This window comes from Superficieibacter sp. BNK-5, assembly GCF_047456055.1.
GTDB lineage: Bacteria > Pseudomonadota > Gammaproteobacteria > Enterobacterales > Enterobacteriaceae > Superficieibacter.
In genome coordinates this window covers 76,302-101,838 of record NZ_CP179893.1, presented here as the reverse complement: position 1 = coordinate 101,838, position 25,537 = coordinate 76,302, and the positions used below count along the sequence as shown (strand labels likewise).

At 53.7% G+C, this 25,537-nt stretch carries 27 protein-coding genes; 6 read left to right on the top strand and 21 right to left on the bottom strand.

Features of this window, described 5'->3' with window-relative positions; translation table 11 throughout:
* Positions 1 to 219: 219 nt before the first annotated feature.
* The gene (gene luxS / locus ACMGGS_RS00535) at positions 220 to 735 is read left to right on the top strand and encodes an S-ribosylhomocysteine lyase (protein WP_176919987.1); all 516 of its coding nucleotides are present in this window, start codon (positions 220 to 222) and stop codon (positions 733 to 735) included.
* Between the two features lie 36 nt (positions 736 to 771).
* Here the strand turns inward: luxS and ACMGGS_RS00530 are convergent, their stop codons facing one another.
* The 12 genes from ACMGGS_RS00530 to ACMGGS_RS00475 all read right to left on the bottom strand — a co-directional run bounded on the left by ACMGGS_RS00530 (position 772) and on the right by ACMGGS_RS00475 (position 13,481).
* Positions 772 to 1,887 (bottom strand): AAA family ATPase, encoded by a 1,116-nt coding sequence (locus ACMGGS_RS00530; protein ID WP_414164598.1) that lies wholly within the window; start codon positions 1,885 to 1,887, stop codon positions 772 to 774.
* A complete protein-coding gene (locus ACMGGS_RS00525) occupies positions 1,884 to 2,591 on the bottom strand; it encodes an RNA ligase family protein (protein ID WP_414164597.1) in 708 nt (235 codons plus the stop codon). The genes ACMGGS_RS00530 and ACMGGS_RS00525 overlap by 4 nt, the downstream gene beginning before the upstream one ends.
* Before the next feature lie 230 nt (positions 2,592 to 2,821).
* A complete protein-coding gene (gene emrB, locus ACMGGS_RS00520; protein ID WP_176919984.1) occupies positions 2,822 to 4,360 on the bottom strand; it encodes a multidrug efflux MFS transporter permease subunit EmrB in 1,539 nt (512 codons plus the stop codon).
* Between the two features lie 15 nt (positions 4,361 to 4,375).
* Complete coding sequence (emrA, locus tag ACMGGS_RS00515; protein WP_414164596.1) at positions 4,376 to 5,548, bottom strand: multidrug efflux MFS transporter periplasmic adaptor subunit EmrA; 1,173 nt, start codon at positions 5,546 to 5,548, stop codon at positions 4,376 to 4,378.
* Positions 5,549 to 5,674: 126 nt separating this feature from the next.
* Positions 5,675 to 6,205 carry a transcriptional repressor MprA gene (mprA, locus tag ACMGGS_RS00510; protein ID WP_176919982.1) on the bottom strand — a complete coding sequence of 177 codons (531 nt, stop codon included), beginning with the start codon at positions 6,203 to 6,205 and terminating at the stop codon, positions 5,675 to 5,677.
* A gap of 90 nt (positions 6,206 to 6,295) precedes the next feature.
* A complete protein-coding gene (gene ygaH / locus ACMGGS_RS00505; RefSeq protein ID WP_414164595.1) occupies positions 6,296 to 6,631 on the bottom strand; it encodes an L-valine transporter subunit YgaH in 336 nt (111 codons plus the stop codon).
* On the bottom strand, positions 6,621 to 7,367 hold the full coding sequence (locus ACMGGS_RS00500) for an AzlC family ABC transporter permease (protein WP_414164594.1): 747 nt from the start codon (positions 7,365 to 7,367) through the stop codon (positions 6,621 to 6,623). The genes ygaH and ACMGGS_RS00500 overlap by 11 nt, the downstream gene beginning before the upstream one ends.
* Positions 7,368 to 7,468: 101 nt before the next feature.
* Positions 7,469 to 8,638, bottom strand: coding sequence for an MFS transporter (locus tag ACMGGS_RS00495; RefSeq protein ID WP_414164593.1), 1,170 nt, complete (start codon positions 8,636 to 8,638; stop codon positions 7,469 to 7,471).
* A gap of 127 nt (positions 8,639 to 8,765) precedes the next feature.
* Positions 8,766 to 9,761 (bottom strand): glycine betaine/L-proline ABC transporter substrate-binding protein ProX, encoded by a 996-nt coding sequence (proX, locus tag ACMGGS_RS00490; RefSeq protein ID WP_414164592.1) that lies wholly within the window; start codon positions 9,759 to 9,761, stop codon positions 8,766 to 8,768.
* Positions 9,762 to 9,829: 68 nt separating this feature from the next.
* A complete protein-coding gene (gene proW / locus ACMGGS_RS00485) occupies positions 9,830 to 10,915 on the bottom strand; it encodes a glycine betaine/L-proline ABC transporter permease ProW (protein WP_414164591.1) in 1,086 nt (361 codons plus the stop codon).
* Positions 10,908 to 12,110, bottom strand: a complete 1,203-nt coding sequence (proV, locus tag ACMGGS_RS00480; RefSeq protein ID WP_414164590.1) for a glycine betaine/L-proline ABC transporter ATP-binding protein ProV — start codon at positions 12,108 to 12,110, stop codon at positions 10,908 to 10,910. Before proV ends, proW begins: the two co-directional genes overlap by 8 nt.
* Before the next feature lie 363 nt (positions 12,111 to 12,473).
* Positions 12,474 to 13,481: a LacI family DNA-binding transcriptional regulator gene (locus ACMGGS_RS00475; RefSeq protein WP_414164589.1), complete on the bottom strand. Its 1,008-nt coding sequence runs from the start codon at positions 13,479 to 13,481 to the stop codon at positions 12,474 to 12,476.
* 191 nt (positions 13,482 to 13,672) lie between these two features.
* Between ACMGGS_RS00475 and ACMGGS_RS00470 the strand changes: the two genes are divergently transcribed.
* Positions 13,673 to 14,767: a 1,4-beta-xylanase gene (locus ACMGGS_RS00470; RefSeq protein WP_414164588.1), complete on the top strand. Its 1,095-nt coding sequence runs from the start codon at positions 13,673 to 13,675 to the stop codon at positions 14,765 to 14,767.
* Positions 14,768 to 14,807: 40 nt separating this feature from the next.
* On the opposite strand, the gene nrdF is transcribed toward ACMGGS_RS00470, so the two are convergent.
* The 5 genes from nrdF to ACMGGS_RS00445 all read right to left on the bottom strand — a co-directional run bounded on the left by nrdF (position 14,808) and on the right by ACMGGS_RS00445 (position 19,134).
* On the bottom strand, positions 14,808 to 15,770 hold the full coding sequence (nrdF, locus tag ACMGGS_RS00465; protein ID WP_414164587.1) for a class 1b ribonucleoside-diphosphate reductase subunit beta: 963 nt from the start codon (positions 15,768 to 15,770) through the stop codon (positions 14,808 to 14,810).
* A 10-nt stretch (positions 15,771 to 15,780) separates the two neighbouring features.
* A complete protein-coding gene (gene nrdE / locus ACMGGS_RS00460; RefSeq protein WP_414164586.1) occupies positions 15,781 to 17,925 on the bottom strand; it encodes a class 1b ribonucleoside-diphosphate reductase subunit alpha in 2,145 nt (714 codons plus the stop codon).
* Complete coding sequence (nrdI, locus tag ACMGGS_RS00455; RefSeq protein WP_414164585.1) at positions 17,898 to 18,308, bottom strand: class Ib ribonucleoside-diphosphate reductase assembly flavoprotein NrdI; 411 nt, start codon at positions 18,306 to 18,308, stop codon at positions 17,898 to 17,900. Before nrdI ends, nrdE begins: the two co-directional genes overlap by 28 nt.
* Positions 18,305 to 18,565, bottom strand: a complete 261-nt coding sequence (nrdH, locus tag ACMGGS_RS00450; protein ID WP_414164584.1) for a glutaredoxin-like protein NrdH — start codon at positions 18,563 to 18,565, stop codon at positions 18,305 to 18,307. The genes nrdI and nrdH overlap by 4 nt, the downstream gene beginning before the upstream one ends.
* Before the next feature lie 239 nt (positions 18,566 to 18,804).
* Positions 18,805 to 19,134, bottom strand: coding sequence for a DUF883 domain-containing protein (locus ACMGGS_RS00445; protein WP_276158298.1), 330 nt, complete (start codon positions 19,132 to 19,134; stop codon positions 18,805 to 18,807).
* A gap of 162 nt (positions 19,135 to 19,296) precedes the next feature.
* Between ACMGGS_RS00445 and ACMGGS_RS00440 the strand changes: the two genes are divergently transcribed.
* Entirely contained in the window at positions 19,297 to 19,647 is a 351-nt protein-coding gene (locus tag ACMGGS_RS00440) for a DUF2002 family protein (RefSeq protein WP_176919544.1), read from the top strand.
* Between the two features lie 10 nt (positions 19,648 to 19,657).
* Here ACMGGS_RS00440 and alaE read toward each other — a convergent pair whose 3' ends face one another.
* Positions 19,658 to 20,107, bottom strand: coding sequence for an L-alanine exporter AlaE (gene alaE, locus ACMGGS_RS00435; protein ID WP_414166173.1), 450 nt, complete (start codon positions 20,105 to 20,107; stop codon positions 19,658 to 19,660).
* Positions 20,108 to 20,549: 442 nt separating this feature from the next.
* On the bottom strand, positions 20,550 to 20,729 hold the full coding sequence (locus ACMGGS_RS00430; RefSeq protein WP_414164583.1) for a hypothetical protein: 180 nt from the start codon (positions 20,727 to 20,729) through the stop codon (positions 20,550 to 20,552).
* A 173-nt stretch (positions 20,730 to 20,902) separates the two neighbouring features.
* Here ACMGGS_RS00430 and ACMGGS_RS00425 point away from each other — a divergent pair, with 173 nt between their 5' ends.
* Positions 20,903 to 21,061: a YqaE/Pmp3 family membrane protein gene (locus tag ACMGGS_RS00425; RefSeq protein ID WP_103678479.1), complete on the top strand. Its 159-nt coding sequence runs from the start codon at positions 20,903 to 20,905 to the stop codon at positions 21,059 to 21,061.
* Between the two features lie 17 nt (positions 21,062 to 21,078).
* Here ACMGGS_RS00425 and ACMGGS_RS00420 read toward each other — a convergent pair whose 3' ends face one another.
* Positions 21,079 to 21,618 carry a 2-oxo-tetronate isomerase gene (locus ACMGGS_RS00420; protein ID WP_414164582.1) on the bottom strand — a complete coding sequence of 180 codons (540 nt, stop codon included), beginning with the start codon at positions 21,616 to 21,618 and terminating at the stop codon, positions 21,079 to 21,081.
* Positions 21,619 to 21,821: 203 nt separating this feature from the next.
* On the opposite strand from ACMGGS_RS00420, the gene ACMGGS_RS00415 reads away from it, so the two are divergent.
* Complete coding sequence (locus ACMGGS_RS00415; RefSeq protein ID WP_414164581.1) at positions 21,822 to 22,217, top strand: YdeI family stress tolerance OB fold protein; 396 nt, start codon at positions 21,822 to 21,824, stop codon at positions 22,215 to 22,217.
* A gap of 221 nt (positions 22,218 to 22,438) precedes the next feature.
* A complete protein-coding gene (gene lysM / locus ACMGGS_RS00410; RefSeq protein WP_176919539.1) occupies positions 22,439 to 22,879 on the top strand; it encodes a peptidoglycan-binding protein LysM in 441 nt (146 codons plus the stop codon).
* 269 nt (positions 22,880 to 23,148) lie between these two features.
* On the opposite strand, the gene fhuE is transcribed toward lysM, so the two are convergent.
* On the bottom strand, positions 23,149 to 25,305 hold the full coding sequence (fhuE, locus tag ACMGGS_RS00405; protein ID WP_414164580.1) for a ferric-rhodotorulic acid/ferric-coprogen receptor FhuE: 2,157 nt from the start codon (positions 25,303 to 25,305) through the stop codon (positions 23,149 to 23,151).
* Positions 25,306 to 25,537: the final 232 nt, after the last annotated feature.

The window sequence follows — 25,537 nt, the reverse complement described above, 5'->3', positions numbered from 1 at the left end:
AGAAAAAGGCCACATCACTGTGGCCAAAATTTACATCTCTGAAATCAGGGATGATGATAACAAATGCGCGTCTTTCATATATTCAGACTCGCCCAGCTCTAAAGAGTTCATTTTAATTTAAAAAAAATTACGCTATCCACAGTGATGAGAAATTCAGAGTAAAAGGTTAAGTGTAACCTGCTGAATTTACAGACATAAAGATAGCATGGAGGAGACAGAATGCCGTTATTAGATAGTTTTACTGTTGACCATACTCGTATGGAAGCCCCAGCGGTGCGCGTGGCGAAAACCATGAACACGCCGCATGGCGATGCCATCACCGTGTTTGACCTGCGTTTCTGCATTCCGAACAAAGAAGTGATGCCGGAAAAAGGGATTCATACGCTGGAGCACCTGTTTGCAGGCTTTATGCGCGATCACCTGAACGGCAACGGTGTTGAAATTATCGACATTTCGCCAATGGGCTGCCGTACCGGCTTCTACATGAGCCTGATTGGTACGCCTGATGAGCAGCGCGTTGCCGATGCGTGGAAAGCAGCAATGGCCGACGTATTAAAAGTTCAGGATCAGAAGCAGATCCCTGAGCTGAACGTCTACCAGTGCGGTACGTATCACATGCACTCTCTGGCGGAAGCGCAGGACATTGCACGTCATATTCTTGATCATGACGTGCGCGTGAACAGTAACGAAGAGCTGAAATTGCCGAAAGAGAAATTGCAGGAACTGCATATCTAGTGGCTATCGGGCAGGGATATCTCTGCCCGCCTTGTTTTACGGGTCGGTAACCCGATACTCCACGCGCTGCGCCTCATCAGGCTGCGGCACCTCCAGCTTCGTTAACATCCGCTGTAAAACCGTCTCCGGCACCGCATGCTGTCGGTTCCTGTTCTGCTGCTTCCACTGCTGATATGGCACTTCCAGATAGACAATGTTGACCTCCGCGCCATAGGCGGTAAAAAGCGAGACTAATTGCGTGCGTAGCTGGCGGGTGATGTTCGTTGCATTCCAGACGAACGGCATTTTTTGCCGCAGCAATATCCGGGCCTCTTCTTTTGCCTGCTGGACGATACGCCCCGTCGCCGCCCGGTTTTCCGGCGTCACGCCGAGGCGACGGCGTATATCATCAAGGCTGATGACCGGCATACCGTGGCAGTGCGCCGCAATATAGCGATCTTTGCCCATCCCCGGCAGAGCGCTGAGCAAAATCACGTCGAAAGGCTGCTCAATCCACGGCTCGAAACCCGGTGCGCTGTCCGGGTGTGTCAGATAGTGCCAGCGGCTTGCGGGGGAAGGGAATGGACGTTCCTGACCCCAGCACTGCTGCTCCTGACAAAACAGTTCAAATAACGCGATGCGATCCAGAATTGCGTTTTTATCGGCGCACTCCCGACCTTCGACATCGGCGCGGGCCAGCATCGCCAGCAGCCGGGTGTCAACCCGCATCGCCGCGCTAAGCAGTAACCGTTCGGGGGCAGGGCGCTCAAGCAGCCATAGCGGAAGGCCATGCAGGCGTACCAGCGAGGCAATCTGTTCACGCAGCACAAACGGCGTGGGAATATCACGAAAGAGAATTTCTCTGGCGGTCAGTTCCCCTTTGCGCGCGTGACCAGGAGAGGAGATGCGTCCCTCTTCATCAATACGCGTGGTGCTGCGTTTTTCAACATCGTGCAGCAGCGCAGCGGCCCATAACAGCGCCTGCTGCTGAGGCTCCAGCGCCTGATAGCCGGCTTGCGCACGTAGCGCATCAAGCACCATTTCCGTATGAATGCCAACATTGCCTTCCGCGTGATGATGCGCGTCCTGGGGCACGTCGTGCATTTCTTCTACCCAACTGAATTGTTGGCGAAGGTCAGGCCAGCTTTGCGTCTGGCTCATCGTCCAGATCATGCTTTTTCTCCTGATTGAAATTCCCATGCCATTCGCGCACGCCGCCAGTGGCGTTTCCAGTGCTGGTCAGTTTTGACATGGTTTTTCCGCACGTATTTAAAAACGTTGTGGGCAAAATCCGCCACCGGGAAGGCGTCAGCGTTGCGACTCACGATACCTTCCATTGTGCAGGGCTGGCCGGTATGGACATCAAATGGCGAAAATGCGCCGCGGCTATCGGTATGCGCCAGAACGTGCTGACGCCATGCTGGCTCACTGTTCCCCGGCGGGTCAATGGTGATTTCCGGTACGCAGGGGAAATCAAACAGCGCGGCGTAGAACTTCACCTCTTCCCAACTCAACCATGTTTCATTGCAGCGCACGGCAAACAGGTAAAAGTCCTGCTCAAGCTGGTGATATTCAATGGAATGCACGGCATACAGATTTTCGCCAAACAGTTCCAGATCGCCCAGATCGTGTTTCAGCAACTGCCAGCGCTGGCGGATTTTATGCGTCCAGGCGGAGTCCGTCGGCGCGGCGTGCGAACGGGCGAAAACGCCGTGACGATTGAGGCAATTATTCTCGCCGTCCAGTTTTTCGGTGTGCACCAGGGAAGCGATTGCCTGCAAATCCTGCCAGTAGTGAGCGTTAATACGATCGTCGCTGGTGGTGCCGGGGGAGAAAGGATAGTGCCAGGTTCTCCCGTATTTTCGTTGGGTATTCATGATAATCCATTATTCGGTTTTTTAGTTGAGCTGACAGCGCGAGGAAAATCAGCGTGGCGATCCCTGGCATGGCGGTTAATCGGGCCAAGCGGGAGGGCAATCAGTGGAAAAACGACTGAGCGGATGGCTCAGCACCGGTTGAAAAGTGAACGGAAAGAGCGGGGCGGGGAGATAATACGCGGGTTAAAAAGTGATTGCAAAAAAAATGGGACCCGCAGATCCCATTATATTTAGTGGGCACCACCGCCACCACCGCCTGCACCAAACGGCGGTCTCGCAAACCAGACCAGCCCGAGCAGAAGAATAAATATCCCTGCCGAAATCCAGAAGATCTCGTTAGCGGAAATAATTAACCCCTGATTGGTAATTTGCTGCGCCAGCCAGCCGGACGCCTGCTGCTGCGTCATACCCAGTCCCTGAAGCTGATCGTACATCTGCTGTGCCTCAGGATTATACGGATTAACCGATTCGGTGAGCTGCGCATGATGCAACGATTCGCGGTTGGTCCACAGGGTAGTGGTGATTGAGGTGCCAATCGACCCGGCAAGGGTTCGCGTAAAGTTCGACAGACTCGATGCGGCGGCCAGGCGCTCCGGCGGCAGGCCGGAAAGCGTAATCGTGGTCAGCGGCATAAAGAAGCAGGCAACGGCAAAGCCCTGGATAAACTGCGGCCACGCCGAGGCACCGAAATCCATGCCGGGTTCGAAGGTATACGCGCGCCAGTAGAAGCAGACCGCATACATAATAAAGCTGAACGTCACCAGACGGCGCATATCCAGTTTATGTGCAAAGCGGCCGATAATGGGCGACAGGAGTACCGGGATCACGCCGACGGGAGCCGACGCCAGACCGGCCCAGGTGGCGGTATAGCCGTAGACCTCCTGCAATAGCTGCGGCAACAGGACAATCGCGCCAAAGTAGAGCATATAGGCCAGACTGATACACAGGCAGCCGATGGTAAAGTTACGCGACTTAAACAACGACAGATCGACAATCGGGTTATCGTCGGTCAACTCCCAGACGATCAGGAAGGCAATCGACACCACGGCGACTACCGTCAGCACGATGATTTCACTGGACGCGAACCAGTCCAGCTCTTTACCCCGGTCGAGCATGATTTGCAGACTACCAATCCCGAGCACCAGCAGCCCCAGCCCGACGCCATCAATTCGCCGTTGCTCGGTGCGGGTCTCGCGTCCGCGCAGCGATTGCAGGGTCAGCAGCACCACCAGAATGCCGATCGGTACGTTGATGAAGAAGATCCAGCCCCAGTGGTAGTTGTCGCTGATATAGCCGCCGAGGATCGGCCCGCAAATCGGCGCGACGATCACCGTCATCGACCACAGCGCCAGCGCGATGGAGCGTTTGGCGGGCGGGTAGTTACTCAGCAGCAGACTTTGCGACAGCGGGATCAGCGGCCCGGCTACAATCCCCTGAATGACGCGGAAGAAAATCAGCATCGTCAGGCTGCTGGACACGCCGCAGGCCCAGGAGGCAATCGCAAACGCCACCGTTGACCACAGGAACAGTTTTACTTCCCCGACGCGTTTTGCCAGCCAGCCGGTGATCGGAATGGAGATCGCATTCGCCACGCCGAAGGAGGTAATCACCCACGTTCCCTGGCTCAGTGACGAGCCAAGGTTCCCGGCGATAGTGGGGATCGCGACGTTAGCAATGGTTGAGTCCAGCACCTGCATGAAGGTCGCCAGCGACAGCGCGATGGTCATGATGACCAGCTGCGCGCCCTCCAGCGGTTTTTGCTGTTGCATTACGCTCACCTTAAATTACCCTGCGTTAGCCTGCACAATGTCATTAATGAGTTTGTTAACAGGTTCAAGGCTGATTTCGCGGGCGTTACTTTCGTATGCCGGATTTTTACGTGCCTGATTCGCCAGCATTTGTCCGTCGCGATTGGTCGTATCGACGGTCACCAGCGTAGACAGACCAATGCGCAGCGGATGGTCAGTAAGCTGTTTCTGGTCCAGTTCGATACGCACTGGCAGACGCTGAACCACTTTGATCCAGTTACCGGTGGCGTTCTGCGCAGGCAGCAGCGAGAAGGCACTGCCGGTGCCCATATCCAGGCCCACCACTTTACCGGTGTATTTGATATCGTCGCCATAGACATCGCTGATGACGGTCACCGACTGGCCAATACGCATATGCGCAAGCTGGGTCTCTTTAAAGTTAGCGTCTACCCACAGGTTAGTGGCGGGCACCACGGCCATCAGCGGTGTGGTTGGGCTAATCTGCGCGCCGGGCTGAACCGAGCGGCGGGAAACGTAGCCGGTCAGAGGGCTGACGATTTTGGTACGCTGCAACGCAAGCCAGGCATTACGCACTTCGGTCGCGGCCTGCTTCACTGCTGGCTGATCTTCAAGGCGGGTGCCGAGGATCATCGCCTGATTAGCATTGTACTGCTGAATCGCCACATCAAGCTGCGCCTGGGCGCTGGCAACGGCATCACGCGCATGTTGCAACTCTTCCCGACCAATCAGGTTGGCGGAGCCGAGCGGCACGCGGCGGTTGAGGTCGGTTTGCGCCTGAGAGAGCGCCGTTTTCTGCACGTTGATATTCGCCTGCAACTGCTTGCTGTTAATCATTTGCTGGCGGGTCTGGCGCACGCTGGAGGCGAGTTCGGTCTGCGCTTTTTCAAACGCCTGCTGAGCATCGGTCTCATCAAGAGTGACCAGTACGTCGCCTTTTTGCACGTAATCAGTGTTATCGGCCCAGACTTTCGTCACGCTGCCCGACACCTGCGCCATGATTTGCACCTGATTCCCTGCGACGTAAGCATCGTCGGTCTCTTCAAAATGACGAAGGACTAAAAACCAGTAAATTCCCCATGCCACGGCAATAATAATAAAGAGCAGGGTCAAAAGCAGAAGCAGGCGTTTACGCTTGCCCTTCTTCTTAACCGGTTGCTGCGGGGCTGGAATCGCCGCATTTTCGCTCATGTTATTCTCCACGATCTTATTATTTCACATCGGCTTATGCCGACCAGTTTGTCAGACAGGCCAGCAGTTCTGGCCTGCTGGCCTGTCAATTTCTTTTTAATCAGGATATGCGAGCGACACGAAACGTTAGCGCAACGCCTCGAGGATTGCGCCTTCTTCGTCCATCTGATCGAGACGGGTCAGAAGCTTACGCGTGATCTGCTCAAGCTGTTCTTGTTCGGTAGTGTTCAGCGCTGACCAGAGTTTGTTCAGGCACTGATGCTGAGGGGGAAGGACCTCACGTAAGAATTGATGGCCTTTCTCAGTCAGTTGCAGATGCAGACAACGGCGATCGTTATCACTTTCACGGCGTTCGATCCAGCCGCGTTTTTCCAGCTCATCGGCGATTCGGGTGGCGTTAGTACGAGATGATCCTAACGCACAGCTGAGTTCTGAAGGCTGAATACTGTGATCTTCCTGAGACTCCAGCGTGATTAGCGCCATAAATAACGTCTCGTTGATCCCCTGCGCTTTCAACATCTTATTGCGATTCTCGAGCAGTTTGCCCTGCATATGCATACACAGGCGAGTCAGAAGCACTTCCTTGAAGGGAAACTCTTCATAGCGACTGGCACGGAATTTTAGCATTTGTTCAATGGGCGTAAACGAACTATCCATTTGGGCATGACCTCATTAGTTTCAGCCGATATAATAACGACAGTGACAAATAAAGTAAATCCATTAATTACCTAAATTAATATTTGCCAATTATATATTCGTCAGCCATTTCCATGCGAATCCATAGGCGGCAGCGCTCAAGAGTGTTGGAATAATAATACTGCGGGTCTTATAGAAGCTGATACCCAGCACGGCAAAACCTACCAGGGTGGGCAGCAGGCGTTGTACATCAGCGATAACCTCCGGTGCGCTGGAGACCACCAGCAATGCACAAATAGAAGCGATGCCGATAGTATCGAGCAGAACACCGGACGCGCCGTGTTTTTCCGGGGCATGGCGACCTGATTGCAGGCGCAGCGGCAAATAACGAAACAGGTAATTCACGCCGCCCACCAGCAGACCGAGTAAAAGAACGCTACTGCTCATGCTTTTTCTCCTTCAGAGATGCCTGTATCAGTGCGGTCAGGCATCCGCAGGTAATGCCCGCCAGAATGGCGACAGGAATGGATACCAGGGTAACGCCTGCCAGCGAACCGATAAGGGCCGCGGTGACGCAAAGCGATTGTTTACGCTGAAAAGAGGCCAGCAGAAAGCTCATGAACAGGGCCGGGAGCATAAAACCCATCGCCGCTTCGATGGCGGGATACCCGGCCAGCAGGCCGTTGCCTGACCAGGCACCGATAATTGTTCCCAGCACCCAGGACGCCCATGAACAGAAGGCAATGCCGATCATCCAGTTCTCACTCCAGCGGCGATTGTCGCGCACCAGTTTAGCGGTGGCGGCGGCAAAGACTTCATCGGTGAGACCAAAGGCCCACAATGCCGTTTTAGGTTTACTGAGCCGGGTGGCAATCCGACTGCGCAGGGACGGGCCGTACAGAACGTGACGAACGTCCATCGCCATCACCGTCAGCGCCGCAATCCACAGCGAACTTCCCGCCGCCAGCATGGTAGTGATCACAAACTGGCTAGCACCGGCATAAATGATGCAGGAAAAAAAGAGACTCTCGACGGGCGAAAAGCCAAGCCGGGTGGCATTAAGGCCAAAGGCGAAGGCGACCGGGATATAACTGATTACGATGGGCAGACTGTCTTTGATCCCCTCAAACAGGGTGGCCTGATTAAGCGGAAAACGAGCGGAAGTGTGAGCGGGGCTTGCCATAGTTTGCTTGATTTATAACCGGGGTGATAATCACGTGAATTAACAGGTTATAACACCATACCAGACGGCGGGATGGGTTAACATCCCACCGCCGGACAAGATTAGTGAGCTGAACCGCGCCACCAGGCCAGCAAATTCAGTACCGCGATAACCGCGCCCGCCCCGCAGACGCCCGCCCAGCCCGCGTGTTGCCAGGCAGCGGCGGAGATCAGCGAACCTGCCGCGCCGCCGATAAAGTAGCTGGTCATGTAGCCGGCGGTCAGGCGATTACGTGCATCGGGTTGCACGCGGTAAATCACCGTCTGGTTGGTGATATGCACACCCTGAACGGTGAGGTCGAGCACCAGGATACCGATAATCAATGCGAGCACAGAGGCGTGACCGAACCAGATGGCTATCCACGACAGCAGCAACAGCAGCAGGCCGACGGTGGTTGTCAGATGGGCTTTGCCTTTGTCCGCCAGTCCGCCCGCGGGGCGTGCGCCCAGCGCGCCTGCGGCACCCGCCAGACCAAACAGACCAATCAGGCTTTCTGAATAGTTAAACGGCGGGGAGGCGAGCAGAAAGGCCATCGAGGTCCACAGAATGCTGAAGTTCGCAAAGGTCAGACAGCCGAGGATGGCGCGGGTGCGCAACAGCTTGTTGCGCAGAAAAAGGGTAAATACCGAGCCGAGGATCTGCGGGTAGTTAAGGTGGTTTTCCTGTTTTATTTTCGGAAGGCCGCGCCACAGGGCCAGCGCCATTAATGTCATTAACACGGCGGCCACCCAGTATACGGTGCGCCAGCCACCCAGATCGGCGAGAAGGCCAGCTACCGTTCGTGCCAGCAGAATGCCAAGCAGCAGACCGCTCATAATGGTTCCCACCACTTTACCGCGCTTTTCCGGTGTGGCGAGGGTGGCGGCCAGCGGGACGAGGATCTGCGCCACTACCGAAAAGAGGCCGGTCAGCGCGGTGCCGAGGAGCATCACCGCGAGTGAGTGGCTGCTGGCGGTAATTAACAAGCCAATCGCCGAAAGCAGCGTCATAGAGACAATCAGTTTGCGCCGTTCAAACATATCTCCCAGTGGAACCAGGAACAGCAGACCTGCCGCGTAGCCTAATTGAGCCACCGTGACGATAAATCCCGCCTGGCCGGGAGTCAGAGAAAACGCTCTGGCGATGGTATCAAGCAGCGGTTGCGGATAATAATTGCTGGCGACGGCAAGGCCGGTGGCGACGGACATAAGCACGATAAGCGTCGGGCTGAGCGCCTGATTCGATTTATTCATTGTTATCAGTAATGGTTAGTTAAGTTGTACCCATAATAACGAATGATTGATGATAACGGGGAGGGGCGCGTGTTGGATTGTGCGGTTGGGGTTATCCCCTCCCGTGCAGGAGGGGATATCAGAACGATTACTTCTGCGCGGCCAGCGCCTCTTTCACCCAGCCGTCGAACTGCTGCTGGTGGGCTTTGATCCAGCCGTCAACGTGGCCCTGAACATCGGCCTCGGACGCTTTACCTTCATGCATCATCGCGTTCTGGGCGTTGATATCTGCCAGCGGCAGTTTCATCAGCGAGAACAGTTTTGCCGCCGCCGGGTTTTTCTCCGCCCAGGCTTTGTTGGCGACGATATGCATGGTGTTTACCGGGAAACCATAGTTCGCGCCGTTCGGCAGTTTGGTATCGATATCTTTCTGCTCACCCGGCAACGAAGAGAACGGCACCTGTAACCAGACGACGTCTTTACCCGGCTTCATCACGTCGCTCACCCAGTATGGCGTCCAGGTGTAATACAGGATTGGCTTACCTTCTTTAAAGCGGGTGATGGTATCCGCCATCATCGCTGAATAGTTGCCGTGGCTGACATCAACCGTTTTTTCCAGATCGAAAGCTTTGTTCTGGTGGTTAATAACCGCTTCACAGCCCCAGCCCGGCGAGCAGCCCATCATGTCCGCTTTGCCGTCGCCGTTAGTATCAAAGATTTTGGCAATCTTCGGATCTTTCAACTGAGCGAGATTGGTGATTTTATACTGCTCGGCGGTTTTTTTATCGATCAAATACCCCTGCGCCGCACCGGTCACAAACACCCCTTCACGATAAAACTTTTTGTCGCCACCGGCGGCGGCATACATGTCGTCGTGCAGCGGTTGCCAGTTGACAGCAGTAAAGGTCGCATCGCCAGAGGCAATGGAGGTGTAGCCCACGTTATAGTCAACTTCGCTCGGCTTATTCACGGTGTAGCCGAGCTTCTCCAGCGCGCGGCTGACCAGCAGTGTCTGGAAGGATTCTTCAGAAATGGTGCTCTGCACCGGCTGAACGGTTACGCCTTTACCCGGCAGATCGGCCGCAAAGGTGCTGGTGGAAACAAGAGTGGCCAGGGCAGTGGCTAAAATCGTGCTATGTCGCATCGTTGTTCCTTTTTAATTGAGTGAGGTCGGGCAGGCCCGGCAGACGTTGCGCCGCCGGGCAAGGGTGATTATTTGATGAAGGGACGAGTGACTAAGCCCAGCGGGCCAGTCGCGTACCAGCGGCGATTACCCCGGCTGCGGGAATCGCGGCCAACGGCCTGAGTGAGACGGTCAAGAATGATGGCGAGGATCACGATCCCCACGCCGCCAACGGTCGCCAGGCCCATATCAAGACGGCCAATGCCGCGCAGTACCATCTGACCCAGACCGCCTACGGCGATCATTGAAGCAATAACCACCATGGAGAGGGCCAGCATCAGCGTCTGGTTGACGCCTGCCATAATGGTTGGCATTGCCAGCGGGAGCTGCACTTTAAATAGCATCTGACGCGGGCTGGCCCCAAAGGAGCGCGACGCCTCAATGAGATCCGCCGGTACCTGATTAATACCGAGGATCGTCAGGCGCACAATCGGTGGCAGGGCGAAGATAATGGTGACCACTACGCCCGGCACGTTACCGATCCCGAACAGCATGACGATAGGCACCAGGTAAACGAACGCGGGCGTGGTTTGCATCGCATCCAGCAGCGGACGGATAATTTTCGCCGCGCGCGGATTTCGCGCCAGCCAGATCCCCAGCGGCAGTCCCAGTATCACGCAGAACAGTAGCGCGGTAAGCACCAGCGCCAGAGTGATCATCGCCTGCGACCATGCGCCAATCGCGCCAATCGCAATCAGGGAGATCAGCGTCGCGACGCCCATGCCGAGGCCGGAAATCTGCCAGGCAATCAGGGTAAAGACGAGGATCGCCACCGGGGCAGGCATTCCCAGCAGCAGTTGCTGGAAACCGTTGAGGATATAATCCACCGGCACGCGAATGCCCTGGAATACCGGACGGAAATGGGTCACCACCCAGTCGATCCCCTGCGTCACCCAGCTATCAAGTGGGATCAGCGTCTTATGGAACGGATCCATAATATTGAAATGTTCAGGTGCTGGCGCAGGCGCGCTGGTTAGCCAGTCGGCGCTTCCACCACCGTCAGCGGGTGCGGCGGGCGCGCCCCAGGCATCGGCGGATTGTGCGGCACTGTCAGCGGATTGTGCTGCACTGTCTGCGGCAGGTGCGGTTTCCCACGGGTTATTTTGATCAGCCATTGGTAGCTCCCTCGCGATCTAAAGACTGTAGCAACATGCGTTTTGAGATGATGCCGAGGTATTGCTGCTCTTCATCCACTACGGGTACGGCACAGGGGGCCTGGCCCACGTGGGAAAGCAGTTCGCTGAGCGGCGTTTGCGCGTCCACCGCAAGCGGGGAGTCGATTAACGCCGCGTCGATACCCTGCTGCTGGCTGAGCGCCGCTTTCAGGGAGTCGATGGAGACAATGCCGACATATTTATTGCCGCGTTCAATCACATAACCGTATTCGCGATCTTCATCCTGTAATAATTTGAGCGCTGAACGCGGACCGAAGCCCGGCGTTTTACGAATCAACCCTACCGGACTACGGCGGGCAATATCTTTCGCACTGAAGACCTGACTTATATCCACACCACGGAAGAAGGTGCGCACATAATCATTAGCTGGATTATTGAGAATTTCATCCGGCGTGCCGACCTGAACCACTTCACCATTTTGCATAATGGCAATGCGATCGCCGATGCGCATTGCTTCATCCAGATCGTGAGAAATAAAGACCACGGTACGCTGATGCTTCGCCTGCAATTTCACCAGCTCATCCTGCATTTCGGTACGAATTAACGGATCGAGAGCGGAGAACGCTTCGTCCATTAACAAAATATCAGGATTGATAGCTAAGGCGCGGGCCAGCCCAACGCGCTGACGCATACCGCCAGAGAGTTCATCAGGGTAGCCGTGGGCATAATTTTCCAGGCCGACCTGACGCAGCGCATCCAGCGCTTTTTCCTGACGCTCCTGCGCAGAAACGCCTGCCAGCTCCATACCAAACGCGGTATTGTCCAGCACGGTCATATGTGGCATCAGTGCAAATGACTGGAACACCATCGCAATCTTCTTCCTGCGCACCTCGCGGAGTTCAGCATCTGAGATTTTGGCGATATCGACGCCGTCAATCAGCACTTGTCCACGGGTGGGTTCAATCAGGCGATTGAGAAGGCGTACCATTGTGGATTTACCCGATCCGGATAATCCCATGATGACAAATATCTCGCCTTCTTCAATGGCCAGACTCGCGTCTTTAACGCCAAGCGATAGCCCTGTTTTTTCCAGAATTTGCTCTTTCGAAAGTCCTTTCTCGATATATTTGAATGCGCGCTGTGGATGCTCACCAAATACTTTATATAGATTCTTAACTTCTAATTTAATTGCCATGCAATAAAAAGATTCCCGTTATTTGCTTTTGTCGATTTGCTACCTGTAAGAAATAATCACCGCGGTATACCCTAGCACACTGAGAATCTGTGGCAACCCTCACACTGCCGGTTGGCACGAATATTGCCGCACCAGGATCGGCGGCATTTCCCATGATATAAGGGCTGAGCGGGAATCGAATAAAGTTGATATTTTTTTAAAGCCACAGCAGAAGAGCGCCCTGAATCGGATGATTCTGACGATTATGCTTTGCACTATTAACCTTAACCTAAATTGAAATATATGTGTGATAAATATGCAATCTTTGGGAAATATCCGGCCAGGAAACAGGCGATATTTCCTGACGACTAATAATGACTATGGCTAACGCTGGGTCGACTGACGGACCCTCAGTTTTCCGGTCATCATCACCTGGGTGGCCGTATCTTCACCCTCACAAAGATATTCCACGGCGAGCCGCCCCAGCTCGGCGTAGGGAAGCTGAACGCTGGTTAATTCCGGCGCGAGCTGGCTGGTATAGCGCTGATCGTCGTAGCCGGCCACCATCACCTGCTGAGGAACGCTGATCTGCAATTCGGCCAGCGCCTGATAGCAGCCCAGCGCGAGCCAGTCGCTGGCGCAAAATATGGCGTCCGGCGGCGGTGAACACTGCATCAGTTGGTGGGTAGCGCACCGGGCTTCATTAAGCTGCCAGTTAGTACTGATGACCAGTGAAGGGTCGAACTCTATGCCTGCCTGTGCCAGCGCCGCCTTATACCCTTCCAGACGATGTTGCGAGGCGTCCATCCAGCGATCGCCGGTGATATGTGCAATGCGTCGTGCGCCCTGGCTGAGCAGATGACGAGTAACCTGTAACGCATTGGCGTAATCGTTTGGCAGAAACGTCGGCGCCATCGGATAGTTACGGTCATAGATATTCAGCAGCACCAGCGGGATACGGGTGCAATTGTCAAACGGTGCGAAATCAATCGCGCTGGTGATAGGGGACGCCAGGATAATCCCGGTGCAGCGCCGCTGTTCAAGCTGACGGATAATATGGATAGCCAGTTCGCCATCATCACCGTAGTCGTAAATGGTCAGCAGAGCGTTGTTGCGCCACGCGGCATCCCGGGCCTGATTAAACGCATCGACAAAAGGATCGTAGCCGGGCATGGCGTTGACCAGGATAGCAATTTCTTCCTGTCCCTCCAGTTGATGCGGCGAGGGAATTTTTTTATACCCCAGCTTTTGCGCAGTCACGATGACCCGCTGACGCGTTTCATCGCTGAGCTTAATGCTCTGTGAATTATTGAGGATCAATGACACCGTCGCCTGCGAGACTCCCGCCTCGCGAGCGATATCGTTCATGGTAATTTTTTCTTTCTTTTTCATAACCTTTGCCATCGGTTATCTGAATTCTGACCCACTATACCATAGCCTGACAGGGGATTTATGGCCGCAACCCTAAAAGCGAGGGAATGTGATCGTCATAACAATTACCTCATGGCGATGTTGCGGTTCAGGATGCTAAGTAATATTTATTAGCTAATAAATATTAATTACGAGCGATCACAGGAGAAATTATGCGTCAACAATGGAGTAAGGAGCAGGCAAATCGCTGGTATCAGCAGCAGGGATGGATGTGCGGATTTAACTATCTGCCGCGGACCGCTGTGAACTGGACAGACCTATGGCAGGCCGAAACCTTCGATGCGCAAACGATCGATCAAGAACTGGGCTGGGCGCAGGGCGTGGGTTATAACACCTTGCGTATCAATCTGCCGTTTATCGTCTGGCAGCACGATCGCGACGGCCTGATTAGCCGCATCGATGCTTTTTTAACGATAGCGGCGAAACAGGGCTTTCGTACCATGCTCACCCTGATGGACGACTGCGGATTCTCCGGCGATGAACCTTATCTCGGGCCGCAAAAAGCGCCGGTGCCCGGCAAACATAACAGCCAGGCCGCCGCCAGCCCGGGCCGTGACAAGGTGTGCGATTATGCGGTATGGCCGGAAATCGAACGCTATGTACGCGATATCATCCGCACCTTCCGCGAAGATGCGCGTATTGTCGTCTGGGATTTGTACAACGAGCCGGGCAACCGCGGCACCTTTGCCAGCGGGACCGAAGAGGTGCTGTACGATGAAAAGCTGGAGCGTTTTGCGCTGGAGTTGATGACGAAAACCTTCCAGTGGGCGCGAGACGAAGATCCTGTTCAGCCTTTGACCGTAAGCGCCTGGCATCTTTCGCAGGACCCGGCGCAGCCGGACGAGGAGATTTATCAGCATCCGGTCGATCGTGCCGCGCTGGAGCTTTCTGACGTGATCAGTTTTCACGCCTATGTCGGCACGGCAAAAATGGTTCGCGCGATCCGCCATGTGGAGCAATTTGGTCGTCCGCTGTTTTGCACCGAATGGCTGGCCCGTCACGTCGGCAGCACCTTTGAGGCGCAGCTACCACTTATGCATGGCTGTAACGTGGTGTCGTATCAGTGGGGGCTGGTACGCGGGAAAACGCAAACCTTTATGCCGTGGCCTGGCGTCCTGAAAGAGCAGGGTGATTACGCCCACCTCTGGTTCCACGATGTTTTCGATGAAAACGGGCTGCCGTTCCGTAAAGCCGAGCTGGAACTGGTATCACACCTGACACGCATTCCGCTTCATCCGCGTGCCTGATCCACCGCTGGGCATCAAAGATGCCCGGCAGGATTTATCATCAGAAATTCCAGTCTTCGTCTTCGGTTTCCACCGCTTTGCCCATCACATAAGATGAACCTGACCCGGAGAAAAAGTCGTGGTTTTCATCGGCGTTAGGCGAGAGCGCCGCGAGGATGGCCGGATTCACTTCCGCCATTTCTGGTGGGAATAACGCTTCATAACCGAGGTTCATCAGCGCCTTATTAGCGTTGTAACAGAGAAACGACTGAACATCCTCTTCCCAGCCCGTATCGGCATACAGATCGTGGGTGTAGGCCAGTTCGTTGTCATAGAGATCCATCAGCAGTTCGAGGGCAAAATTCTTCAGTTCCTCACGCTCTTCCGCACTGAGTCTCTCCAGCCCTTTCTGATATTTATAACCAATATAATAACCGTGGACCGCTTCATCGCGAATAATCAGGCGAATCAGATCGGCGGTATTGGTCAGCTTCCCGCGGCTGGAGAAATACATCGGCAGCCAGAAGCCGGAATAGAACAGAAACGACTCCAGAAACACGCTGGCGATTTTTTTCTTCAGCGGCTCGTCGGCGCGGTAGCGCTCCAGGATCAGCTGCGCTTTACGTTGCAACGGCGCGTTCTCTTCGCTCCACAGATAGGCGGCATCCACGTCCCTGGTCTGGCACAGGGTGGAGAAAATCGAGCTGTAGGAGCGGGCATGCACCGCCTCCATAAAGCTGACGTTCGACAGCACCGCCTCTTCATGCGGCGTGAGCGAGTCGGCCATCAGCGCCGGCGCGCCCACCGTGTTTTGAATGGTATCAAGCAGCGTCAGCCCGGTGAAAACGCGGATGGTAAGCTGTTGTTCCGCTGCGCTCAGCCCCTGCCAGGCGGGAATGTCATTCGACAGCGGCACCTTCTCCGGCAGCCAGAAGTTGCTGGTCAGACGGTTCCAGACCTCAAGATCTTTATCGTCGTGGATTTTGTTCCAGTTCACGGCGCTCACGCGCGACAGGCGATTCATCCCTTTCTCCTTACAGCGCGCATGACACGCAGCCTTCGATTTCGGTGCCTTCCAGCGCGAGCTGGCGGAGGCGAATGTAGTACAGCGTTTTGATGCCTTTCTTCCACGCGTAAATTTGCGCTTTATTGATATCGCGGGTGGTGGCGGTATCCGGGAAGAACAGCGTCAGCGACAGTCCCTGATCGACGTGGCGCGTGGCTTCGGCATAGGTATCAATGATTTTCTCCGCGCCAATTTCATAGGCGTCCTGGAACAGGGCCAGATTATCGTTGGTCATAAACGGGGCAGGGTAGTACACGCGCCCGGTTTTCCCTTCCTTACGGATTTCAATCTTCGACACGATCGGATGAATGCTGGAGGTCGCGTGGTTGATATAGGAAATTGAGCCGGTCGGCGGCACCGCCTGCAAATTCTGGTTATAAATGCCGTAGCGTTTCACATCCTCGCAAAGCTGCTGCCACATCGCGCGGGTGGGTAAGGTAATACCGGCGCGTGCAAACAGTTCGGCGACTTTCGTCGTTTTGGGCTGCCAGTCATTTTCGAGGTACTGTCGGAAATATTCGCCGCTGGCATAGCGTGATTGCTCGAACCCGGCGAAGCGCTGGTTACGCTCGCGGGCAATCATCATGGACGTATTCAGTGCGTGCCAGGTGATGGTGTAGAAATAGAGATTGGTGAAATCCAGCCCTTCCGGAGAACCGTAGGCAATACCTTCCCGCGCCAGGTAGCCGTGCAGGTTCATCTGTCCCAGACCGATGGCATGAGAGTCAGCATTGCCCGCCGCTACCGAGGGAACCGAGCGGATATGACTCATGTCGGAGACGGCGGTCAGGCCGCGAACGGCGGCTTCAACGGTACGGCCAAAATCCGGCGAATCCATCGTATGCGCAATATTCAGCGATCCGAGGTTGCAGGAGATATCATGCCCGGTCTGCGCGTAATCGAGATTTTCATCAAACGTGGAGGCGCTGTTGACCTGTAAAATCTCCGAGCACAGATTGCTCATGTTGATGCGCCCGGCAATCGGGTTGGCGCGGTTAACCGTGTCTTCAAACATAATGTACGGATAGCCGGACTCGAACTGGATCTCGGCCAGCGTCTGAAAGAAATCGCGGGCGTTAATGTACTTTTTACGAATTCGCTCGTCGGCGACCATCTCGTCGTAAAGCTCGCTGACTGCAATATCGCCAAACGGTTTGCCGTAAATGCGCTCTACATCGTAGGGCGAGAACAACGCCATCTGCGCATTCTCTTTCGCCAGGCGGAAAGTCACATCCGGGATCACCACGCCGAGCGAGAGGGTTTTAATACGGATTTTTTCGTCGGCGTTCTCGCGTTTGGTATCGAGGAAACGCTGAATATCCGGATGGTGTGCGTGCAGATAGACCGCGCCTGCGCCCTGACGCGCGCCGAGCTGATTTGCGTAGGAAAAGGCATCTTCCAGCATTTTCATTACCGGGATCACCCCGGAAGACTGGTTCTCAATGCGCTTAATCGGTGCGCCTGCTTCACGCAGGTTGGAGAGCAGGAAGGCCACGCCGCCGCCGCGTTTGGACAACTGCAGCGCCGAATTCACTGCCCGGCCGATCGACTCCATATTGTCTTCAATACGCAGCAGAAAACAGGAAACCAGTTCGCCGCGCTGTTGCTTGCCGCAGTTCAGAAACGTGGGCGTGGCAGGCTGAAAGCGACCGGACAGCATTTCGTCGGTTAGCTGCCGGGCCAGCGTGGTATCGCCCTGCGCCAGCGTCAGCGCCACCATCGTCACGCGATCTTCAAAGTGTTCCAGATAGCGTTTGCCGTCGAAGGTTTTTAGCGTATAGCTGGTATAAAACTTCCACGCGCCGAGAAAGGTCTGGAAACGAAAACCGCTGGCGTGCGCATGGGCAAACAGATCGACGATAAAGGCGCGGTCATAACGAGCCAGCACGCTGTCATCGTAATACCCTTCGCTAACCAGCCAGTCGAGGCGCGCGTCCTGGTGCGGGAAAGTGACCGTATTGGGCAGGACGTGGGCGCTGTAAAAGGCGTCCACCGCCTGACGATCTTTCTCAAACTGGATATGGCCTGCTTTGTCGTACAGATTCAGCATGGCGTTTAGCGCATGATAATCCGGCGCGGCCTGCGTTACGCGTTCTGCGGTTGTCGTTGCCAAAATTCGCTCACTCCTTTTCGCACGTTATCAATATCACGTTGGGTGCCCATCAGCTCAAAACGGTAAAGCCAGGGAACGTTGCACTTCTGAGAAATGACATCTCCCGCGCGCCCGTAAGCCTCGCCGAAGTTGCGATTTCCCGAGGCGATCACCCCGCGAATTAGCGCACGGTTATGTTCATCATTTAAAAATCGAATGACCTGACGCGGCACTGCGCCAGCGGTTCCGCCGCCGCCGTAGCTCGGCACGATCAAAATGTAGGGTTCATCTACCCGGATGCGCTCGCGCTCGTTCAGCGGAATGCGTACCGCAGGCAACCCCAGCCGCTCAATAAAGCGCAGCGTGTTTTCCGAGCTGCTGGAGAAGAAGACGAGGGTATTCATGCGCGGGCGGCGATGGGCGCGGCGCTAAGACGATTAATCATATCCGGGCGAAAGCCTGACCAACTGGTTTCTCCGGCGATGACCACCGGCAACTGGCGATAGCCCTGGGCGCGCAGCGTCTCAATTTCATTCGTATCGACATCCAGGTTAACCATCTCAAACGCCAGTCCGCGACTTTCCATCGCACGTTTGGTGGCGTGGCATTGAACGCAATCATTTCGAGTGTAAATAATAATACGCATGATTCGTATTTCCATTTAGAATGAGAGTGGCGGCGCGGATATCGCGTCGGGTTAGTGTTGCTTCATAAGATGAGATACTAGATGTAGCTAACTAAAAGTTCAACCATACAAGATATAGTATTTTTAGATAAGTTTTGCCTGGCTGATGAACGTAGCGTGGCAGGGCGCGCTGTTGCTGACGTGGAGCGGAAGGGGCATGAAAAAGAAAACCCCCGCAGGAGGGACCTGCAGGGGTTCTGTTAAAAAAGGGGTAATTAGCGGCGACGCAGGCTCAGCAGCGCGCCAAAGAAAATCCCGACGGCGGCGGCAGTACCGACGCTGCACCAGGGTTTTTCACGCAGAAACGTTCCTGCGCAACCTACAGCATCACGCGTTGCCTGACCCACACGGGTACGGCCATTGGCACGTGCACGCGTTTCTTTTAACAGCGCTTTCGCTTTACGACGCGCTTCTTCTGCTTCGCCTTTGGCATCACTGCCCCAGGACTTTAATACGGACTCAAGGCTATCCGCTAATTGATTAACGTCATTCTGGATATCCTGAACGCCATCATCTACATCGTTACGGTTCGGTCGATTAAACATGGGATCCTCCATTGATTTCGATGTGTTTTTAAGTGTAGACCACCTTTTTTGGCCCGGAGATTAAACGCAGCGCTAAAAACTCTTTTATGGACTTTTCTGAAAGCGGGGCTAATGCTGAATACGGTAAGGTGGCGATGCAGTAAAAGATAACGAGGATAAAATATGTATTTACGACCCGATGAGGTGGCGCGCGTTCTTGAAAGAATGGGATTTACAATGGATGTGGTAACGCAGAAAACCTATGGTTATCAGCGTGGTGAGGACTACGTGTATGTCAATCGCGAAGCGCGGATGGGAAGAACGGCGCTGATTGTCCATCCGACCCTGAAAGAACGTTGCATGACGCTTGCGGATCCGGCCTCGGATATAAAAACCTGCGATCACTATCAGCACTTCCCGCTTTATCTGGGAGGACACCGTGAGGAGCATTACGGTATCCCTCACGGCTTTAGTTCACGGATGGCGCTTGAGCGTTTTGTTAAAGGCGTATTCGGCGAGTATCAGCCGGGTTAATGCTGTTCCCTCAGGCTTTCGCCTGCTGGCATGCCGTGACGCGAAACAGACGGCGGCAGTAGTCCAGAAAGTAGCCATAAACCGCCCCCATCACCATAGAAATCACAATATTCGAGCTGACGGCCGCGACGATTTGCGGCCAGCCTGCGCCCACGGTCAGCAAAATCGCAATATAGACCGGTGACTGGAATGTCACATAAGCCACTACATCCGCCAGATTCTTAATCCATCCCGCCGGGCTAATGCGGCGCGCCGTGCGCATAATGGCATCACGATAAAACCCGTAAGGCCACGCAATAATAATGTTAACCGGGATTGCCACCAGCCGCGAAGAAAGCGACTGCTCAAACGTCATTCCGGAGAGGAATATCTCGATCAGCATATTGACAATGGAACAGTAGACCACCATTGCAAACGTGTCAGCCATCGCATGACGCAGGCGGGACTGCGCAGAGAACATCATTGTGCTCCTGAAGAAAAGGGAAAGTGTGATTATCAGCGGGAATCGCCGGTTCATTCGATGTGTATAGATTATATGGCTGGTTATAAACGCACAACTAGTGAAATATTTTTATTTATTTCTTTTTTATGGATAATTTGCTTTGTGGTTGGCTGTTTTTTGCGCGTTTCGTTATTTTCGTTGTTGGTGTGAGTTTATTGGCTTTAAATCAAAGAGTTAAGTACATGGGCTGTTTTAATGCATTTCAAACAATTTGCGCCGCTTCACATTTTTAGCAGAGTATCGGGATCAAAATCCTTGAGCGGGAAGTAAAGCATTTTTTACAGGATAAAAACGCGTTTGGCAGGAGATAATGCTGAAAATAACAATTGCTGGTTATGCGATTAAAGTGAATGGAAATGCAGTTCCGTGTTGCGGCGAGGTTTAGCCTCACCGCATGCGATCAGCAAACACCAAAATCGCCATCTTCGGTGTAGAGCACCACGTCAGCGGCCTTGAGCGTTACTTTATTGCCCTGCTCATCGTTTGCCGGGACGGCAACAATCTGGTCAGCATTAACTTCAATGATTTTTAATTTTGGGCCGCCAATGCGCGGCTGCACGATATCGCCCGTTGAGAACATACTTACTCTCCTGTGAGGTGTGGTTCATTGGTCAAAACATTAGCATAGTAACGTCAGGAAGGTAAAAGAGGGTAAAAAGGCAGGGCGCAACCTTCGCTGTTGACTACACTGTTTACGCTTAGAGATAAAATCTCTTTTTATACAATGGCCTGCTTTTTTATAGGGAGTTTTTTATGGGTTTTTGGCGCGTAGTGATTACGATCATTCTTCCCCCGTTGGGAGTACTTATTGGTAAAGGCTTCGGCTGGGCGTTTCTGCTGAATATTATTCTGACGCTGCTGGGTTATATTCCTGGACTCATTCACGCTTTCTGGGTGCAAACGCGCAATTAATGGGCAGCCTCAGGGGCTTACTCTGAGGCTTGCAGCAATTGCAGCACGCGGGCGAGAGCAACATTTACCGCCTGGTTAATGACCTCTTTGGGTTCACCGCTGAACTGCCGCGACTCGCTTATTACTGGCCGATCAAGCACTGACCAGGCAAACCAGATAAAGCCGGCGGGCGTACCGTCCGGTCCATCATCCGGACCGGCATAGCCGCTGACCGCAACGGAAAGGGGTTCACCCGAGACTTCCCTTGCCCCCAGCGCCATCTCTTCCACAGCCTGATAGCTGACAGCGGTATGTTCCGCCAGCGTCCGGGAATTAACGTGAAGTAACGTAATCTTTGCCTCATCGGTAAAGGTGACAAATCCGCAGCCGTAAAAATCAGGTGTGTCTTTTGCCGCGCAGAGCGTGGTGGCGATTTGCCCACCGGTACAGGACTCAGCGGTTGTCAGGCGTAAATTCTTTTGCGTAAGGACGCTACCCAGACGGTCTGTAAGTTGTTCAATGGAGAGCGAAGCAAGATCGTGTTGTTCAGTGGCAGACGGGCTTGTGGAATTATTCATTACGACCTTCATTGTTACCGGTTAATTTTCATTAATAACTAAGCTACCAAGTAATATAGCCAAAATTCCCACAGAGGCAGAGAAATAAGCCAGGATTGCCGCTTCGTTTAACCATGACGCTGGCGGCGATAACCTGCGAATTTGCAGGAATGAAAGATGACTGCCATGCTTAATACCTGACTCAAATAACCGGAGAGGCTCAGATGAATAAGAAAGCACTTTTCATTCTTCTTGGCTCATTGCTAAGTATTGGCGCTCATGCTGAAGAAAAAGGTGGGCTGAAACCGGGTGATGCTCCACCGCCGCCGCATGCAATGGATGACGGGTATCGTGGGGTTGAGGATGCGCGTATTTCGACCATCGAAAAAGCGAAGGCGATGCACGATGGCGCATCAGTATCATTTCGGGGTAACCTGGTGAAAAAGACCGGTGATGACCGTTTCCTGTTCCGCGATAAAACCGGTGAAATTACCGTACAAATTCCGCCGAGCGTCTTTGACGATCGCGAGGTTAAACCGGATCATCTGCTTACCGTGAGCGGTAGTCTGGATAAAAAACAGGATCCTCCTCTGGTGCGCGTCAGTCATTTAGAGAAATAGCAATACAAATTTTGCAGCAGAGACATCCTCTGCTGCAATGTATTAATCGGTTAAATTTTATACTCCTGAAAATATTATTTATCAGAATTAACTGATGAATTTATTTAACTACCATCACTATAACTTTTAGTCACAACTGTTTATTCATAAACGTTGCAGAATGTAGGATGGTTATTTTCTGCTACACTTTTGATATCTTCACTGCATATAACGAGGTAAAAATGGGACTGTTTAACTTTGTAAAAGATGCTGGCGAGAAGCTTTGGGATGCGGTATCCGGTCATCATGACGATCAGGCAAAAAAAGTTCAGGACCACCTGAGTAAAACCGGTATTCCTGACGCGGATAAAGTTAACGTACAGGTGACTGACGGCGCAGCCGTGGTCTCCGGTATTGCTCTGAGCCAGGAGGCCAAAGAGAAACTGCTGGTAGCGGTGGGTAATATCGCGGGTATTTCCAGCGTGGACGACCAGGTTAAAACTGATGCGCCGGCTAAAGAGAGCCAGTTTTATACCGTCAAATCTGGCGATACCCTGAGCGCTATTTCAAAACAGGTTTATGGCGACGCTAATAAGTACAATAAGATTTTTGAGGCGAATAAGCCGATGCTGAAAAGCCCGGAGAAAATCTATCCCGGTCAGGTATTGCGTATCCCTGAGTAAGTACCGTTGCCTGACTATGCCCGGCGGCGCTACGCTTGCACGGGCCTACGATTTTGCGTGGTACGTGGAAATTTGCCCGGCGGCGCGGTATTTTTGCGAGGCTGGGTAAAAGCATTATTGGCTGACATTGTTCACTTTGTAGGCCGGGTAAGCGCAGCGCCACCCGGCAAAACGCCTGCGAACTCCCCCTGAATAAACGCCTCCGGACGACTATCGCGTAAAGCCGAACGTCAATAACGTTCTCCCCGGCCACTGCCGGGGATCTGTCGTCAGAACGTATAAGACAAATTCACCGAGTAGTTCAGCGGTTCGCCATACACTTCCGAATCACCCAGCCAGGTGTAATAGCTGCGATCAAACAGGTTTTCAACGTTAGCCTGTACCGCCAGTTGTTTCGTCATCTGGTAGCGGGCAAACAGATTAACCAGCGGGAAACTGCCCTGTGATACGCGCTTCGTTTCGCCGTCCGGCGCGGTCGCATCTTTATATACCCCGTTTTGCCAGTTCGCCCCGCCGCCGATGGTGACATCCGGCAGCATCGGCAACTGATAGCGGGTGAACAGCTTGAACGTGGTCTGCGGCATATTGCTGTTAAAGCGGCCTGACGTGTCGCGTGCGACATAGCGCGTCGCGCCGAAGGTCATTTGCAGATTGTCGGTCACCGCGCCATTCAGTTCGAACTCAGCCCCTTTGCTGGTTGCCCCTTTTGCCGGGTAATACGCCTGCTCGCTGCCGCCATTAACAAACGATCCATCAATCGCCTGACCGACATTATCCTGCTCAATGCGGAACACCGCAAAAGTCGCCGTCAGGCGGCCATTTAGCCAGTCGGATTTCAGCCCGGTTTCGTAGCTTTTCCCGGTGACGGGTGAAAGATATTTGCCGCTGCTGTCACGTTTGGTTTGTGGCTGGAATATTGAGGTGTAGCTGGCATAGGCCGACCAGATATCGTTAATGTCATAGACCAGCCCGCCATACGGTGTGATATTGGTCTTGCTCATATCTCCGCTACTGCCGTTGGTGCTCCATTGTGTATAGCGCGCCCCGAGGATCAAGGAAAGCGGGTCGGCCAGCGAGAAGCGCGCGGCGGAGTAGGCAGATTTCTGCCGCACCACATCGTCGGCATTGAGATACCAGTCGCCCCATTCAGGGTCGATAACATCGCCGTTCCAGCTATTGTTAAAACGGCCCATCTGTTCACTATCGACTGGACCATCAGCACTGTAAGTGGCGTTATGCTGGCGACTATAGCTTACCCCGGCGACCAGTTCATGCTGGCGTCCGAGCAGGGAGAATGGGCCAGTCGCATAGGTATCTACTGAATCCAGCTTGCGCTTACCTTTATCTTTACTGCCGAAACCGCTGGTGCCTTCGCCGGTGATCATATCCGGGGAACCCATGACGTAGAGCAACTTGTCATTGAAATTCTCCTCCGCATGGGTGCCATTCACGCGCAGCGACCAGCCATTATCAAAGTTATGTGTGGCGTTAGCGAAGACTTTACGCGAATCCAGGCTGTAGCGCGCCCAGTCCGCCGAGGTGTTAGTGCTGCGATCGTAATGGGTACGCACGCCATTACTGTACCATGTCGGTAACCCGCCCCAGGTCGGATTGCCAGTATTGCTCTCCTGATAGTCGTAGCCCAGCGACAACGTGGTATTGTCGGATACATCCGCATCCACCACCCCGTAAAGAAATTTTTTGCTTTTATGATAGCGGTCCAGCCAGCCGTCCTGATCCTGATAGCCTGCGACAATACGTCCACGCACTGAACCCATCTCATTCAGCGGACCAGAGACGTCCGCCACGTAGCGCTGCTTATTCCAGCTTCCGTAACTGGCATTGACGTTGCCGGTAAAGGTTTTGCTGTCTGCATGTTTGCGGATCATATTGACTGATGCCGCCGGGCTGCCCGCGCCGGTCATCAGGCCCGTTGCACCGCGTACAACCTCGATGCGGTCGTAGATGGCGGTGTCAGACGCGGCATCACCATAGTTCCAGACGTCGCTGACGGAGGTCGGGATATCATCGTAGGTGTAGTTACTGATTTCAAAACCACGCGAGAAGTACGAGGATCGCTCGCTATCGACAATTTGCGATGAAATGCCGGTCGTGTTGTCCAGTACCTCGCCGATGGATTGCAGGTCCTGATCTTCAATACGTTGCTGAGTGATAACGCTAAATGACTGCGGAACGTCGCGCGGCGTCAACGTCATTTTTGTCCCCGCCTGGGTGGTGGGAACGTTGTAGTCGTGTTCGGTGTCGCTGTTTGCTGAATCGGTCGACCCTTCGACGACCATCTCTTGTTCAGGTGTTTTTACTTCCTCAGCGTGGGCAAGGGAAGGGGCAACAATGGCGTGAATAGCCAACGCCAGTAATGAAACGGTAATACCGGACGCGCCGGTTTCCTTGCTATCAAAAGACATACCTGGTTCCTGTCAGAAAGGATAATGCCGCTTCTTTTATTTTGGGGTGGTGCAACGTTCGCGTTGCATAAGGGGAAGAAGCTGACTATTTGAGAATGGCAATGATAATTATTACTCTTTACAATTACCAGCGCATATTTACATGCCGTTTACGAATCTACCGTAGTGCGGGCTTTTACCTGCTTTGACTGGCCTGAGTAACAATACTGGCACTGATCATTGTTATGTTATA

Excerpts from the sequence above, each read along its gene's own strand:
- luxS (WP_176919987.1), top strand. The coding sequence starts at position 220 with ATGCCGTTATTAGATAGTTTTACTGTTGACCATACTCGTATGGAAGCC.
- ACMGGS_RS00530 (WP_414164598.1), bottom strand. The coding sequence starts at position 1,887 with ATGATCTGGACGATGAGCCAGACGCAAAGCTGGCCTGACCTTCGCCAA.
- ACMGGS_RS00525 (WP_414164597.1), bottom strand. The coding sequence starts at position 2,591 with ATGAATACCCAACGAAAATACGGGAGAACCTGGCACTATCCTTTCTCC.
- emrB (WP_176919984.1), bottom strand. The coding sequence starts at position 4,360 with ATGCAACAGCAAAAACCGCTGGAGGGCGCGCAGCTGGTCATCATGACC.
- emrA (WP_414164596.1), bottom strand. The coding sequence starts at position 5,548 with ATGAGCGAAAATGCGGCGATTCCAGCCCCGCAGCAACCGGTTAAGAAG.
- mprA (WP_176919982.1), bottom strand. The coding sequence starts at position 6,205 with ATGGATAGTTCGTTTACGCCCATTGAACAAATGCTAAAATTCCGTGCC.
- ygaH (WP_414164595.1), bottom strand. The coding sequence starts at position 6,631 with ATGAGCAGTAGCGTTCTTTTACTCGGTCTGCTGGTGGGCGGCGTGAAT.
- ACMGGS_RS00500 (WP_414164594.1), bottom strand. The coding sequence starts at position 7,367 with ATGGCAAGCCCCGCTCACACTTCCGCTCGTTTTCCGCTTAATCAGGCC.
- ACMGGS_RS00495 (WP_414164593.1), bottom strand. The coding sequence starts at position 8,638 with ATGAATAAATCGAATCAGGCGCTCAGCCCGACGCTTATCGTGCTTATG.
- proX (WP_414164592.1), bottom strand. The coding sequence starts at position 9,761 with ATGCGACATAGCACGATTTTAGCCACTGCCCTGGCCACTCTTGTTTCC.
- proW (WP_414164591.1), bottom strand. The coding sequence starts at position 10,915 with ATGGCTGATCAAAATAACCCGTGGGAAACCGCACCTGCCGCAGACAGT.
- proV (WP_414164590.1), bottom strand. The coding sequence starts at position 12,110 with ATGGCAATTAAATTAGAAGTTAAGAATCTATATAAAGTATTTGGTGAG.
- ACMGGS_RS00475 (WP_414164589.1), bottom strand. The coding sequence starts at position 13,481 with ATGAAAAAGAAAGAAAAAATTACCATGAACGATATCGCTCGCGAGGCG.
- ACMGGS_RS00470 (WP_414164588.1), top strand. The coding sequence starts at position 13,673 with ATGCGTCAACAATGGAGTAAGGAGCAGGCAAATCGCTGGTATCAGCAG.
- nrdF (WP_414164587.1), bottom strand. The coding sequence starts at position 15,770 with ATGAATCGCCTGTCGCGCGTGAGCGCCGTGAACTGGAACAAAATCCAC.
- nrdI (WP_414164585.1), bottom strand. The coding sequence starts at position 18,308 with ATGAATACCCTCGTCTTCTTCTCCAGCAGCTCGGAAAACACGCTGCGC.
- nrdH (WP_414164584.1), bottom strand. The coding sequence starts at position 18,565 with ATGGAAATACGAATCATGCGTATTATTATTTACACTCGAAATGATTGC.
- ACMGGS_RS00445 (WP_276158298.1), bottom strand. The coding sequence starts at position 19,134 with ATGTTTAATCGACCGAACCGTAACGATGTAGATGATGGCGTTCAGGAT.
- ACMGGS_RS00440 (WP_176919544.1), top strand. The coding sequence starts at position 19,297 with ATGTATTTACGACCCGATGAGGTGGCGCGCGTTCTTGAAAGAATGGGA.
- alaE (WP_414166173.1), bottom strand. The coding sequence starts at position 20,107 with ATGTTCTCTGCGCAGTCCCGCCTGCGTCATGCGATGGCTGACACGTTT.
- ACMGGS_RS00430 (WP_414164583.1), bottom strand. The coding sequence starts at position 20,729 with ATGTTCTCAACGGGCGATATCGTGCAGCCGCGCATTGGCGGCCCAAAA.
- ACMGGS_RS00425 (WP_103678479.1), top strand. The coding sequence starts at position 20,903 with ATGGGTTTTTGGCGCGTAGTGATTACGATCATTCTTCCCCCGTTGGGA.
- ACMGGS_RS00420 (WP_414164582.1), bottom strand. The coding sequence starts at position 21,618 with ATGAATAATTCCACAAGCCCGTCTGCCACTGAACAACACGATCTTGCT.
- ACMGGS_RS00415 (WP_414164581.1), top strand. The coding sequence starts at position 21,822 with ATGAATAAGAAAGCACTTTTCATTCTTCTTGGCTCATTGCTAAGTATT.
- lysM (WP_176919539.1), top strand. The coding sequence starts at position 22,439 with ATGGGACTGTTTAACTTTGTAAAAGATGCTGGCGAGAAGCTTTGGGAT.
- fhuE (WP_414164580.1), bottom strand. The coding sequence starts at position 25,305 with ATGTCTTTTGATAGCAAGGAAACCGGCGCGTCCGGTATTACCGTTTCA.